General features: G+C 66.8%; 10 protein-coding genes. 8 read left to right on the forward strand and 2 right to left on the reverse strand.

Annotation, left to right across the window (positions count from 1 at the left end; translation table 11 throughout):
* Positions 1-53 precede the first annotated feature (53 nt).
* The 8 genes from ABWO17_RS02460 to ABWO17_RS02495 all read left to right on the forward strand — a co-directional run bounded on the left by ABWO17_RS02460 (position 54) and on the right by ABWO17_RS02495 (position 12,509).
* Positions 54-974: a branched-chain amino acid ABC transporter permease gene (locus ABWO17_RS02460; RefSeq protein WP_309542676.1), complete on the forward strand. Its 921-nt coding sequence runs from the start codon at positions 54-56 to the stop codon at positions 972-974.
* 30 nt (positions 975-1,004) lie between these two features.
* Entirely contained in the window at positions 1,005-2,081 is a 1,077-nt protein-coding gene (locus ABWO17_RS02465; protein ID WP_353115704.1) for a branched-chain amino acid ABC transporter permease, read from the forward strand.
* A gap of 12 nt (positions 2,082-2,093) precedes the next feature.
* Positions 2,094-2,861 carry an ABC transporter ATP-binding protein gene (locus ABWO17_RS02470; RefSeq protein WP_353115706.1) on the forward strand — a complete coding sequence of 256 codons (768 nt, stop codon included), beginning with the start codon at positions 2,094-2,096 and terminating at the stop codon, positions 2,859-2,861.
* On the forward strand, positions 2,861-3,586 hold the full coding sequence (locus ABWO17_RS02475) for an ABC transporter ATP-binding protein (protein WP_353115708.1): 726 nt from the start codon (positions 2,861-2,863) through the stop codon (positions 3,584-3,586). Before ABWO17_RS02470 ends, ABWO17_RS02475 begins: the two co-directional genes overlap by 1 nt.
* Before the next feature lie 1,557 nt (positions 3,587-5,143).
* On the forward strand, positions 5,144-7,348 hold the full coding sequence (locus tag ABWO17_RS02480; RefSeq protein ID WP_353115958.1) for a type I secretion system permease/ATPase: 2,205 nt from the start codon (positions 5,144-5,146) through the stop codon (positions 7,346-7,348).
* 153 nt (positions 7,349-7,501) lie between these two features.
* A complete protein-coding gene (locus ABWO17_RS02485) occupies positions 7,502-8,905 on the forward strand; it encodes an HlyD family type I secretion periplasmic adaptor subunit (RefSeq protein WP_353115710.1) in 1,404 nt (467 codons plus the stop codon).
* Between the two features lie 155 nt (positions 8,906-9,060).
* Positions 9,061-10,320, forward strand: a complete 1,260-nt coding sequence (locus ABWO17_RS02490) for a transglutaminase-like cysteine peptidase (protein ID WP_353115712.1) — start codon at positions 9,061-9,063, stop codon at positions 10,318-10,320.
* 14 nt (positions 10,321-10,334) lie between these two features.
* On the forward strand, positions 10,335-12,509 hold the full coding sequence (locus ABWO17_RS02495) for an HD domain-containing phosphohydrolase (protein ID WP_353115714.1): 2,175 nt from the start codon (positions 10,335-10,337) through the stop codon (positions 12,507-12,509).
* A gap of 226 nt (positions 12,510-12,735) precedes the next feature.
* Here ABWO17_RS02495 and ABWO17_RS02500 read toward each other — a convergent pair whose 3' ends face one another.
* Positions 12,736-13,176, reverse strand: a complete 441-nt coding sequence (locus ABWO17_RS02500) for an arsenate reductase ArsC (protein WP_353115716.1) — start codon at positions 13,174-13,176, stop codon at positions 12,736-12,738.
* Between the two features lie 198 nt (positions 13,177-13,374).
* Positions 13,375-15,795: a methyl-accepting chemotaxis protein gene (locus tag ABWO17_RS02505; RefSeq protein WP_353115718.1), complete on the reverse strand. Its 2,421-nt coding sequence runs from the start codon at positions 15,793-15,795 to the stop codon at positions 13,375-13,377.
* Positions 15,796-15,886: the final 91 nt, after the last annotated feature.

The following is a 15,886-nucleotide window of genomic DNA, read 5'->3' on the forward strand; positions in this document are numbered from 1 at the left end:
GCACGCACGGCGCGCGCCAAGGGGCAAAACGTTCCACGGAGGGTTTCGGGACTGTGGAAATCTTCATCCAGAACCTGTTCAACGCGCTCCAGTGGGGCAGCTTTTACGCACTGATCGCCCTGGGCTACACCCTGGTGTACGGCGTGCTGCTGCTCATCAACTTCGCCCATGGCGACATCTTCATGGTGGGCGCGTACATCGCATTTTTCGTGTCTTCGCTGCTGCTGGGCGACCTTCTGGGCGTGTTCAACCTGCCCGGCTGGGCCGCGCTGGCACTGACCGTACCGCTGACCATGCTGCTTACCGCCGGGGTTGGCGTGACGCTGGAGCGCATCGCCTACCGCCCCCTGCGGCGCAAGGGTGCGCACCGACTGTATGTGGTCATCACCGCCCTGATGTGCGGGCTGATCCTTGAAAACGGCAACCTCGCCCTGCTGGGCGCCAGCCGCCGCAAGCTGCCCGACATGGTGGACAAGGTGGTGTACACCTTCGGTTCCGTGTCGGTGACCAACCTGAAGGTGTGGGTCATCATCACGGCGTTCCTGGTGTTCTTTCTGCTGCAATTCATCGTCACGCGCACCCGCATCGGCATGGCCATGCGCGCTGTGTCGTGGGACAAGTTTGCGCTGCCGCTGATGGGCATTCCGCTCGATTCGATCATCGTGTTCACCTTCGTGCTGGGGTCGGGCTTCGCGGGCCTTGCCGGGCTGCTTTTCGCCATGTCCTACCCCATCCTCGACCCCTACATGGGCGCCATGGTGGGCTGGAAGGCCTTCATCGCGGCGGTGGTGGGCGGCATCGGCGACATTCGCGGGGCGTTCATCGGCGGCTTTCTGCTGGCGTTCATCGAGATCATGGTGGCGGCGTTCCTGCCTTCTACCTTCAGGGACCTGTTCGCCTTCACCATCCTGCTGATGATCCTGTGGCAACGGCCCACCGGGCTCTTCGGCGTGGCAAAGACCACCAAGATCTAACCCGCGACGCACGCCAGAGGATACGCGAACATGCAGAAATACACCCTCAACGCCGCACTGGCGGCGCTGTGCCTTGGCCTTGTGCTGCTGGCGCAGTTCAACATCATGGACCAGTACACCCAGACGGTGCTCATGTTCATGGGCATCAACATCATCTTCGCCAGCAGCCTGAACATCGTGAACGGCTACATGGGCGAATTCTCGTGCGGGCACGCCGGGTTCATGTGCGTGGGCGCCTATGCCTCTTCCGTGCTGTCGGTGGTGCTGTTCACCTCCAACAAGATGGTGGGCGATGCGCTGCTGCCGCCGGAACTGGCTCCCATGCTGTTCCCGGTGGTGCTGATCGCGGCCGGGCTTGTCTCGTCGGTGTTCGGCCTGCTGGTGGCGCTGCCCTCGTTCCGCACGCGCGGCGACTACCTGGCCATCATCACCATAGCCGCCAACTACATCGTCATCTCGGTCATCGAGAACCTGGACATCATCGGGGGCCCGCGTGGCTTTCACGGCATGAAGCGGGTCATCAACGGCATGCGCGACCTGGTGGACATCCCCTGGATGTTCATCTGGGTCATCCTTGGCACGCTGTTCTCGATATGGATACTGCGCCGCCTGGTGAACTCCACGTACGGCAAGGGCATTTCCGCCGTGTGCCAGGACGAGGTGGCCGCCGAGATCATGAGCGTGGACACCAACCACGTGAAGCTGGTGGCCTTCATGGTGTCGTCGGGTCTCGCCGGCGTTGCCGGGGCGCTGTACGCCCACGTGTACGGCTACGTGAACCCGCAGGCCTTCAACATCCTGAAGTCCACGGAAGGCCTGGTCATGGTCTACCTTGGCGGCATGGCCTCGCTGTCCGGCTCGGTCACGGCGGCCATCCTGTTCACGCTGCTTCTCGAATCGCTGCGCTTCATCATTCCCGGCCTGGATGCGGCCCTGCACGCGGTCAACCTGTTGCCCGCCGGATACGAACTGAGCCAGGTGTGGAAGTGGGTGATCATCCCGCTCATCCTCATCCTGCTCATGCAGTTCCGGCCCGAAGGCATCATGGGCAACCGCGAGCTTTCGGACATCTTCCCGAAGCTGCGCCGCTTCTACACGTTCAAATAGGGGAACGAGGACATGCCGCTGCTTGAAATGAAAGGCGTGACGCAGCGCTTCGGCGGGCTGCAGGCCGTTTCCGACTTCAACATATCGCTGGAAGAGCGCAAGCTCATCGCGCTCATCGGTCCCAACGGCGCGGGCAAGACCACGGTGTTCAACCTGATATCCGGGTTCTACCAGCCCACCGAAGGGCAGATCATCTTCGACGGCCAGCCCACCGCAGGGCTGCGTCCGCATCAGGTGACGGCGCGGGGCATTGCCCGCACCTTCCAGAACATCCGGCTGTGGCACGAGATGAGCGTGCTGGACAACATCCGCATCGCCCAGCACCACCGCCTGGGCTACACCATCTGGGACGCCTTTCTGCGTACCGGCCGCTTTACCAAAAGCGAAGGCAACATCGACGCCATCGCCTGGGAAATGCTGGAGGCCATGGACCTGAAGGACGCCGCGCACGAACTGCCCCGCAACCTGCCCTACGGGTTGCAGCGCCGGGTGGAGATTGCCCGGGCCATGTCCATCAAGCCGAAGCTGCTGCTGCTGGACGAACCGGCGGCGGGCCTGAACTCGGCGGACGTGGACGGCCTGATCAAGCTCATCCGCTGGATTCACGACGAGTTCGACATCGCCATCTGGATGATCGAACACCAGATGAAGGTGGTCATGAGCCTGTGCGAATGGATCAAGGTCATCGATTTCGGTAGCACCATTGCCGAAGGGACGCCGGAGGAAATTCAGTCCAACCCGGTGGTCATCAAGGCATACCTGGGAGACGATACGATCTGATGCTGCTCTCCATCGAGAATCTCTACGTAAAGTACGGCAATATCGAGGCGTTGCACGGCCTTTCGTTCCATGTGAACGAAGGGGAGATCGTCACCCTCATCGGGGCCAACGGCGCGGGCAAGTCCACCACGCTGAAGTCCATCATGCGCCTGCCCCCGCCGGAGGCGCCCAAGGTCAGCGGCGGCGACATCCTGTTCAAGGGCCAGTCGCTGCTGAACGTGGAACCGCACGACGTGGTCAGCAAGCTGCACATCGCGCTGGTGCCCGAAGGGCGGCACATCTTCGGCAACCTGACGGTGATGGAAAACCTGATGCTGGCCACCTACGCCCGCAAGAACGACCCGACCATCGGGCGCGACCTGGAACGGATATTCGACCTGTTCCCCAGGCTGGCAGAGCGGCGCACCCAGCGCAGCGACACCCTGTCCGGGGGCGAGCAGCAGATGCTGGCCGTGGGCCGCGCACTGATGACCAGTTGCGAGGTGCTGCTGCTGGACGAACCGTCCATGGGGCTCGCCCCGCTGCTGATGTACGAGATGTTCCGCACCCTCAAGGAACTGAACCGCGAGGGGCTGACCATCATCGTGGTGGAACAGAACGCCCGCCTTGCCTTGCAGGTGGCCAGCCGTGGCTACGTGCTGGACACCGGCGAGATCGTGGCGCAAGGCCCCTCGGAGACCCTGCTCAGCGACCCGGAAGTGAAGAAGGCCTACCTCGGCGGGTAGCCGCCGCAAGGCAGGGAATGGAACTGAAGCGGGCCGCTCCGGAAGGGGCGGCCCGCTGTCGCGTGCGGGGAGTGCGCGCGGCGTGATGCCATCCGGCCGGGGGCCTCCTCCCGGCCGTGTACCGAAGGACGCGCCCGATGCCGTTGCGGCATGCGCCGATGTGAAGTGACCGGAAAGATCAACATAATCCGGTTGCGCGGCTGGGTGCCCGAGCGTATAGGATGAAATGTCCGGAAAGGGTGGGCGGTTGCCGTCCCCCCGGCCGCGCTGTTGGTCATCCACCTCACGAGGGGTTCCGCTGTGTCAGACAAGTCTTCCTCCCCGCCCTCCGCCCGCCCCGACGCCACACAACCCGGCAAGGAATCGGACAAGGCGGCATCCGGTCGAGATAATGCACCTTCCGCAGGGGCGTCGCCCGCTGGAACTGCGGGGGTGGCCACTACCACGCGGCCAGAGGCCCGACCGGGCGACCGGTCTTCTCCTGCGGGCACCGGCGCCACGGGTGTGGCCGGTGCAACTGGTGCGGCGAACACGAGCGTCCCTCGCCCATCGGGGCCTGAAGCGGGGAAGCCCGCCGAACGCCCCCTGTCGCGCTTTTCCGAGCGAGCCCCCGACAAGGCTCCCGACAAATCATCTGACAGGGCTCCCGCCCAGGCATTCGGCAAGAGTCCGGACAAACCGGCGGACGCCCCGGCGACCAAGCCCGTCGAACGGACCCCCGAACGAACGGGTGACAGGCCCGCGCGGCCTTCGTACGGCTTTGCCGGACGCTCCGGCACGGGCAGCGGCGGCGAGTCCGGCAAGGCTGCGGGCAGCGACGGCGCAAAGCCTGCGCCCACGGCTTCTCCGGCCAGTCCGACCGGTCCGGCCAGTCCGACCGGTCCGGCCAGTCCGACCGGTCCGGCTAGTCCGGCCAGTCCGGCTGGTACGGCTGGTCTGGCCAAACCTGCCCCGGCCAGGCCTGCTGTCACCGCACCCGGATCCCGGCCCGGCGAGAGCGGCACCAAAACCGCCGATGTGACCACCAGGCCCGCTGGCGGCATCGCGGCGCAGCCCGCCCAGCCATCCCAGCGTGCATCGGCCACACCGGCCAGTCCGGCCACGGCGGCCAGTCCGGTCACACCGGCCAGTCCGACCACACCGGCCACGGCGGCCAGCCCGGCGGGGAGTGCCCCCGCTCCCGGCCCGTCGACCAGGCCCGGCACGGGGGGCGCTGCCGTCACTTTTGGCACTGCTGCCGCCCCGGCGCCGTCCTCCGCGCCGTCCTCCGCATCAGGCCCGTCCTCCGCATCAGGCCCGTCCTCCGCATCAGGCCCAACCGGCCCAGCCGGCCCAACCGGCCCGGCTCCGCGCCCGGCCCTGCCGCCGGATCCCGACCGTGCCGCCGCCTTCGCGCCGGAAGAGGTGATCCCCGCCGTGGGTGCGCCGCGTCCGGTGCCGCCTCCTCCGCCTTCCTCCATTCCGCCCGATGCGGCGGCGGCAGCGGCCGCCGCGCTGGAAGGCCCGCAACTTGACGCCGCGCTGGAACCCCCGGTGCCGCAGGGCGGCATTCCCGACATGCGCGGGCTGGACCCGGCGGACGTGGATTACACCCCGCCGCTCATCGAATGCATGGCCTTCCTGTTCCGCCTGCACGGCAAACCCGTATCCACGCGGTTCCTCATCGCCGGTTTGCCCATGTCCGACGGGCCGGTGCATCCTTCCGCCTGCATCCGCGCCGCGCGTACGGCGGGTATGGCCTCCAGCGTGGTGTACCGCCCCACCCTGGACCGCATCTCGTCCCTGACCCTGCCGTGCATCCTGCTGCTGCGGCAGGAAAAGGCCTGCGTGCTGCTGGGCCTGAACGGCGACAAGGCCGAGGTGCTGTTTCCCGAAACGGGCATGGAGCCGCGCAGCGTGCCCGTGGACGAACTGACCAAGGAATACACCGGCTACGCCATGTTCGCCCGGCTGGAAGGCAAGCTGGACCGCCGGGCCAGCGAGATAAAGCTGCTGAAGGCCAAGCGCTGGTTCTGGGACACGCTGCTGCACTTCCTGCCCATCTACAAGCACGTGCTGTTCGCCAGCGTGGTGGTGAACCTGCTGACCATCGTCAGCCCGCTGTTCTTCATGAACGTCTACGACCGCGTGGTGCCCAACAGCGCCACGGAAACGCTGTGGGTGCTGGCCATCGGCATCGGCATCGCCTACGTGTTCGACTTTCTGCTGCGCAACCTGCGCAGCTACTTCGTGGACGTGGCGGGCCGCAACGCCGACATCGTGCTGGCCAGCCGCCTGATGAACCAGTTGATGACCCTGCGCCTGGACGCCAAGCCCGACTCCACGGGGTCGTTGGCCAACAACCTGCGCGAGTTCGAATCGCTGCGCGAATTCTTCGGCTCCACCACGCTGCTGGCGCTGGTGGACCTGCCGTTCCTGGTGCTGTTCGTGCTCATCGTGTGCTTCATCGGCGGGCCCATCGGCGTGGTGCCCATGCTGGCGGTGCCCATGGTGGTGGGCATCGGCATGCTGCTTCAGCTGCCGTTCCAGCGGGTGGCCGAGGCGGGCTACAAGGAAGGCATGCAGAAGAACGCCCTGCTGGTGGAGATCATCAACGGGCTGGAAACGGTAAAGTCGTCGCTGGCCGAAGGCCGCATGCAGCACGCCTGGGAAAAGGTGGTGGGCATGAGTGCCTCGTCCAACGCCCAGTCCAAGGGGCTGGCCAACATCTCGGTAACCATGTCCATCCTGTTCACCCAGTTGGTCAGCGTAACGGTGATCATCTGGGGCGTGTACCGCATTTCCGACGGGCTTCTGACCATGGGCGGGCTCATCGCCTGCAACATGCTGGCCTCGCGCGCCATGGCCCCGCTAAGCCAGGTGGCGGCCATGCTGGCGCGGCTGCAACAGTCGCGCATGGCCCTGAAGTCGCTGGACATGCTCATGAACCTGCCCACCGAACGGCCCGATGACCGTCCCTATGTCGATTTCGGCCCGCTGGAACATTCCGTGGTCTTCGAAAGCGTGTCCTTCGCCTACCCCGGCTCGGAACGGCTGGCGCTGGAAAACGTGAACACCACCATCCGCCCCGGCGAACGGGTGGGCATCATCGGGCGCATGGGGTCGGGCAAATCCACCCTGGGCCGCCTGGCCATCGGGCTGTACCAGCCGCGCGACGGCGCGGTGCGTTTCGGCGGGGTGGACATCCGCCAGATGGACATGGCCGACCTGCGCTCGCGCGTGGGGTACCTTGCCCAGGACAACTACCTGTTCTACGGCTCGGTGCGCGACAACATCGCCATCGGCGTGCCCAACGCCGACGACCGGATGATCCTGCGCGCCGCCACCATCGCCGGGGTGGTCGATTTCGTGCGGGGGCACCCGGCGGGCTTCGGCATGCCGGTGGGCGAGCGGGGCATGGCCCTTTCGGGCGGGCAGCGCCAGGCCGTGGCCCTGGCCCGTTCGCTGCTGCACGACCCCGACGTGTTGATACTGGACGAACCGTCCAGCAACATGGACAATTCGTCGGAAATGGCGCTCAAGCGGCGCCTTGCGGAAGTACTGGATAAAAAGACGCTGATCCTGGTCACCCACCGGGTGAGCATGCTGGACCTGGTGGACCGGCTGCTTGTGCTCGACCATGGCCGGGTGGTGGCCGACGGCCCCAAGCAGGCCGTCCTTGCCGCGCTGCGCGGCGATCAGGTGCGCGCGGCGGGGCCCGCGCGCTTTTCGGGCGCGCCCGCCCCGGCACCCAGACCACCTCGTCCACCGCAACAGGGCTGATGCGCGGCGCACCAGCGGAGCACGATCATGGAAAATGACAAGACCACAACGGGCGGGCCGGGGCCCGCGATCCCTCCCGGCACCCGACCCGGCCCTCCCCCGGTCATGCCTCCGGTCATGCCTGGGGCCATGCCCGGAGGGGCTGCGCCCGGCATGGGCGCCCCGGGTGGCACGACCCTTGGCCAGCGCCTTGCCGAGGCCACCCGCACCAGCGCGCTGGGCAGCGGCGGGGCGGGGCACGGCGTGCGCCGCGACGACCTGGAATTCATGAGCGAAGTGGACGCGGCCCTGCATCGCAAGGGGCATCCGCTGGCCTTCCTGCTGTCCGCCTCGCTGGGGATATTCTTTCTGGCGTTCATTGCCTGGGCGGCCTTTGCCGCGCTGGACGAGGTGACGCGCGGCCAGGCCCAGGTCATTCCCTCGCAGCGCATCCAGGAAATCCAGAACCTGGAAGGCGGCATCATCAGCGAGATATTCGTGCGCGAAGGGCAGATCGTGGAAAAGGGCACGGTGCTGGTGCGCCTGGACAACGAATCGGCCGCCAGCTTCTTTCGCGACGCCGTGTCCAAGTCATACGAGCACATGGCCGCCATTGCCCGGCTGGAGGCGGAAATGGCGGGCAAGGACCCGGTGTACCCGCAGGAAGTGGTGCAGAATGCGCCCCAGGTGGTGGCCGACCAGACGTCCATCCACAATGCGCGCAAGCGCCAGCTGGAACTGGAACTGGGCGTGCTGGAAAGCCAGCTTTCGCAGAAGCGCCAGGAAGTGGAAGAAATGGTGGGACGGCAGGGCCAGTTGGGCGCCAGCCTGCGCGTGGCGCAGGAACAGCGCGACATCGCCCGGCCGCTGGTGGAAAAGCAGATATACTCCAAGGTGGACTACCTGAGCCTTGAGCAGCGCGTCATCCAGTTGCGCGGCGACATCAGTTCGCTGGCCGTGAACATCCCCAAGGCCCGCAACGCGGTGCACGAGGTGGAGCAGCGGTTGTCGCACCGCAAGGCAGAGGTGCGTTCGCAGGCGGTGGAAGAAATCAACAAGCGCCGCGGGGAACTGAACTCGCTGCGCGAAACCCTGTCCGCCGGTGAAGACCGGGTAACCCGTACCGACCTGCGCGCCCCGGTGCGCGGCACGGTGAAGCGCATCATCATCAATACCCAGGGCGGGGTGGTGAAGCCGGGTGAATCCATCATGGAACTGGTGCCGCTGGACGACACCCTGCTGGTGGAGGCGCGCATCCGCCCGGCGGACATCGCCTTCCTGCATCCGGGCCAGAAGGCCATCGTCAAGATCACCGCCTACGACTTCTCCATCTACGGCGGCCTGGAAGCGGGGCTGGAACAGATCAGCGCGGACACCATAGAGGACCGCAAGGGCGAGTTCTACTATCTGGTCAAGTTGCGCACCAGGAAGAACGCCATCACCTATCGCGGCGAAAGCCTGCCCATCATGCCGGGCATGACCGCCACGGTGGACATTCTCACCGGCAAGAAGACGGTGCTCGATTATCTGCTGAAGCCCATCCTGAAGGCGCAGCAGAATGCCCTGCGGGAGCGTTGATGCTGCAATGGGCCAAAGGCGAAGGAAACGGCGCGGGTAGCGTGCCGTACCATCCCGGTCCGCCGGTCGCGGCGGACGGGGCCGGGGGGGCGTGTACGCGCCGCAAGCCCGGCTCGCGTGGCCCGGTTGGGAGGTTTTTCGGGCATCGCCTTCGGATGCTGCCAGTGTTTGCCCTGCTTGCCCTGTGTGCCTTGGCCACGGGCGGCGGCCAGTGGAACGGCGCGTGGCCCGACACGGCCATGGCGGGGGGGGCATCCCCCAAGGCCGCGCCCATGCAGGCGGAGGGGGCAGGCACCGCCGTGCGCACCGGGGTGCCCGCCACCCCCGAGGTGCGCGGTGCGGTGGCCGGTACAGCGCCGGAACTTGCCGGAACAGCACCGGAAGTGGCCGGATCTGTGTCGGACGTGACCGGACCGGAAAGGGCAGTACAGTCGGGGCGGGTTGTTGCCGATATGCCTCATGGGCAGGCAGCCCCGCCCGAGGTTGCGGACAGCGCGCGGCAGGCGGGTGACGGACGCGGCACCACGACGACCGCCGGGAACGCGGGCGGAGGCGATGCGTCCCCCGAGGTGAACGGGGCCGACGAAGCTGCGGCGGACACGGCCAAAGCAGACACGGCCAATGCGGACACGCCCCCGGTGGGCTTGCCCGATGCGCCCCTTGTGGCCCAGGCGGAACAGGCGGAGCGGGCCGGGCAGGCCGGACAGGCCGGGCAGGGCGGACAGGGCGGACAGGCGAGGCCGTCAGGGCAATCAGCTCAATCCGCGCAGTCTGGCCAATCTGTACAATCCGGCCAGCCTGCGGAACCACGGCAGGGCGCCTCGTCGGCCTCGCGCGGCATCCGGCTGTTCAACACCATAGAGTTCCGGGGGCCGCTGAAGAATCTGCCCAAATGGGACCGGGTGCTGAACGTGGATCGCAAGACGCCCGGGCTGATTCCGGAACGGGCGCTGGGCGGGCGCAATGCCCTGTGGGGCGAGTTGCGCTCCGAATGGCGGGGCCTGTCCACCATGGACAAGCTGCGCAACGTGAATTCCCTGTTCAACCAATGGCCCTACCGGCTGGACAGTGAAGTGTGGGGCGTGGTGGACTACTGGGCGGCTCCGGTCGAATTCCTGCGCAAGTCGGGCGACTGCGAGGACTACGCCATAACCAAGTATTTCGCCCTGAAGCAGCTTGGCGTGTCCGTGTCGGACATGCGCATCGTCATCCTGCTGGACTCGATCCGCCGCTTGGCCCATGCCATACTGGTGGTATATACGGGGGGCGACGCCTACGTGCTGGACAACCTGTCCAACGTGGTGCTGTCGCACCAGCGTTACGGACACTACGTACCTCAGTACTCCATAAATGAAGAACACCGGTGGGCGCATATCCCTATCAAGGGCGGCCCCGGCACCCGAAGAATGCAATAGCTCGCGGAGGACCCATGGCAGAGAACAGCGCATCGACAGGCACGCCGGACCGCGACAGACCCGCTGGCCGTTCGCGGCTTCTGTGGTTCGGCATCGTGGTGCTTGGGGTTACCGTGGCTGCCGCCACGGTGGGTGCCTACTGGAACATCACTGATGCCCGGCACAAGCTGGAGACGGACATTGCCCAGCGCCAGGCCGTGCTCACGCTGGCCCGGGTGGAGTCCATGAACCTGTGGCTGGATTCCATGACCGAGCAGGGGGCGCGGCTGATCAATGCCGACCTGTTCCGGTTGTTCGCCTCCGAGGTGAACCAGCTGGAAGGCGACGTGGGCCTGATGCTGAACAAGCCCGGCCATGATTCCGGCCAGAACGGCGACAAGGCGGGCAAGCCGGGTAAGCCCGGCGCTCCGCAGGGCCCCGGAGCCGGAGACGACGACATCTCGCAACTGGCGGCGCAACTGCCGCTGATGCGCAACCTGCTGCGCGAGTTCGTGACCTATTCCGACTTCGTGTCCGGGCGCATCGTGAACACCCGTGCCCAGACCTACATTTCCACAGACGCCACCCCCGTGCCGCTGAACGAGGACCAGCAGACCGCCATCCGCACCGTGCTGGAAACGGGCCGGATGCAGTTCTCGCATGCCCGCTCCACCCAGACCGGGCTGGTGCTGGACCTGTTCATGCCCATTCTGCCGCCCCAGTTCGAGGCGGCCACCGGCGCGCGGCCCGTGGCCGTGCTGCTGCTGTCCAAGATCATCTCCGGCAAGGTGGGCGAGTTTCTGGCCGCCTCGCCGCTGGTGGAGAAGGGGCAGGTGTCGCGTCTGGTGCAGCGCACCCCGCACGGCTTCGAGGAAATCGCCCCTTCGGCCCAGGAAGGGCTGAAGAACGTGCCCCCGCCCGCCTTCGCCGAAACCGGCGACCTGCCCTTCATGCAGCGCACCTCGGTGGATGGCGGCACGCAGGTGTACTCCACCGGGCGCAAGGTGCCGAACATCGATTGGTGGACCGTGGAGGAAATTTCCGCCGACCTCGCACTGACCCGCCTGGCCGAGCGCGAGCGCACCGTGGTGGGGCTGGCGGTGCTGTGCACCCTGCTGCTGGTGGTCATGCTGGCTTCGTTGTGGTGGTGGCTGGTGGGCCGGGAACAGCGCGAAATCGCGCGTGACTTCAAGGCCCTGTTCGAGGTCATCGACGATCAGAAGCAGCTTCTGGACGGCATCAACTCGGCCATGACGCACCCGGTTTCGCTCACCGACGACCAGAGCGTGTTCCAGTACGTCAACCGGGCCTTCGCCCGCGCCGTGGGCCGCAGCCCCGAAGAACTGCTGGGCATGGACATGCAGGCGGTGTTCGGCTTCGACACCGCGCGGCGCATCACCGCGCCCGATGCCCAGGTGCTCATGGGCGGCGACCCGGCCACGGTGAACGAGGTGGTGTACCTGCAATCGCGCAGGCGCCATTTCCAGATCGTCAAGGCACCGCTGTTCGGCCCCGACGGCAGGCAGGTGCGCGGCGTGGTTTCGGTGTTCCACGACATCACGGAACTGGTCGAGGCGCAGGAACGCAACCGCCGGGTGGTGCAGCAGACCATCGACGCGCTGGTGCGGGCCATCGAACAGACCGACCCGTACCTGGCGGGCCATTCGCGGCTGATGGGCACCGCAGCCAGCCTGACCGCGCGGGCCATGGGCCTTGGCGAGCGCGACGTGGCCACGGTGGAGGCGGCGGCCAACCTTTCCCAGGTGGGCAAGATGTTCGTGCCGCGCGACATCCTGAACAAGCCCGGCAAGCTCACGGCGCAGGAAAAGCATGAGATGGAACGCCACGTGGAATACGCGCGCGACGTGCTGTCCTCCATCGAGTTCGACCTGCCGGTGCTGCCCGCCATCATCCAGATGAACGAACGGCAGGACGGCAAGGGGTACCCCGAGGGCCTTTCCGGCGAGCAGATATCCGCCCACGCCCGCATCCTGGCCGTGACCAACGCCTTCTGCGCCATGCTGCGACCGCGGTCGTACCGCCCGGCCCTGCCGTTGGAGAAGGTGCTGGACGCCCTGGAAAGCCAGACCGACAGCTACGACGTGAACGTGGTGCACGCCCTGCGCGATGTGCTGGACACACCGGCGGGCGAGCGGCTGATGGGCCAGATCGGCGGGGCAGCCGTTGGTGGGGCCAACGGCGAGGCTTAGCCGGGCAAACGCCGCCACCCGCGTGGCGACGACCGGCACGGCAGAAAGCAACGGGGGGGCGCCATGCGGCGTCCCCCCTTCGCGTTGCGTGTGTGGTCGGGCGTGCCGACGTTGGGGCACGCCCGGAACCCCAGCGGCAGATGGCCGGGCAAAGACAGCGCCGGGGGGCGGTTCAGGACCGGGCCGGTGCCCGAATCGGAGCCTGGTGAGGGGGGCAGACCCCGGATCAGGCATCGGATGCGGCGTTCAGCGTTGCCACGAATTCCTTGACCTGCTCTTCGATGGCATCGCGTATGGCGCGGGTTGCCGCCAGGCGTTCCTCTTCATCGCCGACGAGCGCGGCGGGGTCGTCGAAGGGCCAGTGATGGCGGCGAACCAGGCCGGGGAACAGGGGGCACTGCGTTTCGCCTTCGGCGCACACGGTGACCACATGGTCGTACATGCGGCCCTGCCGGAACAGGTCGAATACCGAGCGGGCCGTGGCCCCCGATATGTCGATGCCCACTTCTCGCATGACCTGTATGGCCAACGGATTGATGGAGCCGGGTTCCAGCCCGGCGCTTTCCGCCTGAAAGGCGGCCCCTCCGTGCTTGCGCAGGAAGGCTTCGGCCATCTGGCTGCGGGCGGAATTGTGCACGCAGATGAACAGGACACGGGTGGCATGCATGGCGGCCTCCATTTGGCTTTTTGGCAAAATGGCATTGTTGCGTGACAAAATGGTGTCACTATGAAAAAAGCCGGGGCCCGCAGGCCCCGGCGTATCGTTCGGCAATGGATGTGGCGTGCGCCCTGTCGGGTGCGCCCTTCGGCAATCAGCACGCCGCCAATGATCGGCAATTGTCCGTGATCAGATCATCGCCCGCGATCAGGCGCGCATCTCGGCGGTCAGGCGGCGCAGGTCGCCTGCCAGCCCGGCCAGGTCGTGCACGGCCGTGGCCGAGCGGGACATGATCTGGGCGGTGTCCTGGGCGATCATGTTCACCTCTTCGGTGGACCGGCTGATCTGTTCGCTGGCGGCGGACTGTTCCTCCGAGGCCGTGGCGATGGAGCGCACCTGGTCTGCGGTCTGGTCCACCATGGCCACGATTTCCTTCAGCGCGCCGCCGGACTTTTCGGTGAGTTCGGTGGAACGCACCACCGCGTCCACGGCTGCCGCCGTGGCCTGCACGTTGTCGCGCGCGCCGGACTGGATGGAGGCGATGGCCTGGCCCACCTCGCGGGTGGCGCCCATGGTCTTTTCGGCCAGCTTGCGCACCTCGTCGGCCACCACGGCGAATCCGCGCCCGGCGTCACCGGCGCGGGCCGCCTCGATGGCGGCGTTCAGCGCCAGCAGGTTGGTCTGGTCGGCGATGTCCTCGATGACCTGCATCACCCGGCCGATGTCCTCGGCCTGGCGGCCCAGTCCTTCCATGTTGGCGCGCAGGTCCACGGCCAGGTCCCGCACGCCGGTGATGGCCTGCACCACGTCGGCGACCAGGTGTTCACCCTCGTCGGCCTTGGCGCGCGCCCCTTCGGCATTGGCCGCCGCCTGCGAGGCGTTGTGGGCCACTTCCAGCATGCTGGCGTTCATCTGCTCCATGGCGGTGGCCGTTTCGGACGCGCGGGCGCGCTGCCTGTCGGCGCCGCCGTTGGCATCCTGCACCTGGCTGGACAGTTCTTCCGCCGCCGTGGCCACCTGGCGGGCAATGGCGTCGGCCTGCTCGGCCACGCGGGTGATGGCGGCATGCTGGGCCTCGGTGCGGGCCTGCTGGGTGCGCAGGTCGGTAACGTCGGCGTAGATGGTGAAGGCCCCGATGAGGATGCCGTCAAGGTCGTACAGCGGGGCCACGTCCACCTGCGCGTGCACGGTCTTGCCGGTCTCTGTTGTCAGGTCCACGCTCAGGTTGCATTCGGCGCTGCCGCTCTTCAGGCAGCGGCGGGTGGCCATGTCGTCAACGTCGCGGCCATACACGAAGCGGTCCAACTGCTTGCCCTCCCAGTCCCTGGGGGTGCCGGGGCGCTCCAGCAGTTGCACCAGCGCAGCGTTGGTGAACAGTACCTTCTCGTCGGGCGAGCTGATGGCAAAGGGCATGGTCATGCCGTTCAGGACACCCTGGGTGAAGCCGAGCTTGTTCTTCATCTCGGCCACCATGGCGTTGACGGCGCCAATGGTGTCGCCCACGGCGTCTCGCGCGTCGTAGCGCATGGTGGCGGAAAAATCGCCCGATGCCACGGTGCGGGCATAGGCAGCCAGTTGCCCCATGGGTTTCATCAGCTCGCGCACCAGCAGCCACACGAACAGCACGGCCAGCGCCAGCGCGGCCACGCCGCCGCCCGCGGTCCAGCGCAGCATGTCGGTATCCGCGCCCTGCAACATCTCGTCGCGGGTCATGGCCACGGCCAGGTACATGTCCCACGGCTCGAAATAGCGCACGTAGCCCACCTTGTGGCCCTGATATTCCCATTCCAGGAAGCCGTTGCGGGTTTCCATCATCTGTCTGCCGTAGGCGTCCTGCAGGATGTTGGTGCCGGTGCGGGTGGGGTGCAGCACGCGGGTGCCGTCGGGCGCGAAGATGAAGGTGTAGCCGCGCCCGCCCACATGGGCCTGGCCGAACATGGTGCGGAAGGCTTCGGTAAGCAGGGGCTCGCCCACGAACAGCGCGCCGACGACCTTGCCGTAGGCGTCCTTCACCGGGCGGTAATGCGTGCGGAAAGGCTTGCCCATGACCATGGCCCGCCCCGTGTAGTCATTGCCGACGGCAATGGCCTTGTACACCGGGCTGGATTCGGGGACGTACGTGTCGATGGCGCGCTTGCCCTGGGCATCGGTGATGGTGGTGGCCACGCGCAGCAGCTTTCCGGGCAGCAGCGCGAAGAGGGTGGCGTCCGAACCCACGGTGCGCTTGTGCCGCTCCACCAGCGCGTTGGGCGAGAAGGGCAGCGGCATGCCGTCGCTGCTCAGTTCGAAATCCGGCACGGATACGGTGGATGTGGCGCCGGTGGTCTGGTCCGTTACCTGATGCGTGGCGGCGTTGGACGCGCTGACGTGCAGCTCACCCTGGCCCAGCAGCCCGCTGACCAGGGCCTCCAGGCTGTTGTGCAGCGCTTCGCCGCCGATGCGGTCCTGCATGGCCGCCACGTCGCACATGGCATCCATGAACCCGGCGAGGTTGTCGTGGCCCAGCCTGTCCAGCGTGCCTTGAGTGCGCCAGGCCACCAGGCCGGACAGGAACACGATGGTACACAGCACCACCGCGATGACGCCGGAATACATCTTGGTGGTGATCTTGAGTGTGTCTAGCCGCATGGTCGTCGCCTCCAGTTGACGGTCCCCCAAAAGTCCGTAAGGCCCCACCCCTTTGATGGGGGGTTGCACCATTTTTCACAAGAGGTCAATC

This window comes from Nitratidesulfovibrio sp. (genome assembly GCF_040373385.1).
Classification (GTDB): Bacteria; Desulfobacterota; Desulfovibrionia; order Desulfovibrionales; family Desulfovibrionaceae; genus Cupidesulfovibrio.

What these genes read in the sequence shown, in the direction of transcription:
- ABWO17_RS02495 (WP_353115714.1), top strand. Translation starts at nt 10,335, where the DNA reads ATGGCAGAGAACAGCGCATCGACAGGCACGCCGGACCGCGACAGACCC.
- ABWO17_RS02485 (WP_353115710.1), top strand. Translation starts at nt 7,502, where the DNA reads ATGGGCGCCCCGGGTGGCACGACCCTTGGCCAGCGCCTTGCCGAGGCC.
- ABWO17_RS02465 (WP_353115704.1), top strand. Translation starts at nt 1,005, where the DNA reads ATGCAGAAATACACCCTCAACGCCGCACTGGCGGCGCTGTGCCTTGGC.
- ABWO17_RS02480 (WP_353115958.1), top strand. Translation starts at nt 5,144, where the DNA reads ATGCGCGGGCTGGACCCGGCGGACGTGGATTACACCCCGCCGCTCATC.
- ABWO17_RS02470 (WP_353115706.1), top strand. Translation starts at nt 2,094, where the DNA reads ATGCCGCTGCTTGAAATGAAAGGCGTGACGCAGCGCTTCGGCGGGCTG.
- ABWO17_RS02475 (WP_353115708.1), top strand. Translation starts at nt 2,861, where the DNA reads ATGCTGCTCTCCATCGAGAATCTCTACGTAAAGTACGGCAATATCGAG.
- ABWO17_RS02500 (WP_353115716.1), bottom strand. Translation starts at nt 13,176, where the DNA reads ATGCATGCCACCCGTGTCCTGTTCATCTGCGTGCACAATTCCGCCCGC.
- ABWO17_RS02490 (WP_353115712.1), top strand. Translation starts at nt 9,061, where the DNA reads ATGCTGCCAGTGTTTGCCCTGCTTGCCCTGTGTGCCTTGGCCACGGGC.
- ABWO17_RS02505 (WP_353115718.1), bottom strand. Translation starts at nt 15,795, where the DNA reads ATGCGGCTAGACACACTCAAGATCACCACCAAGATGTATTCCGGCGTC.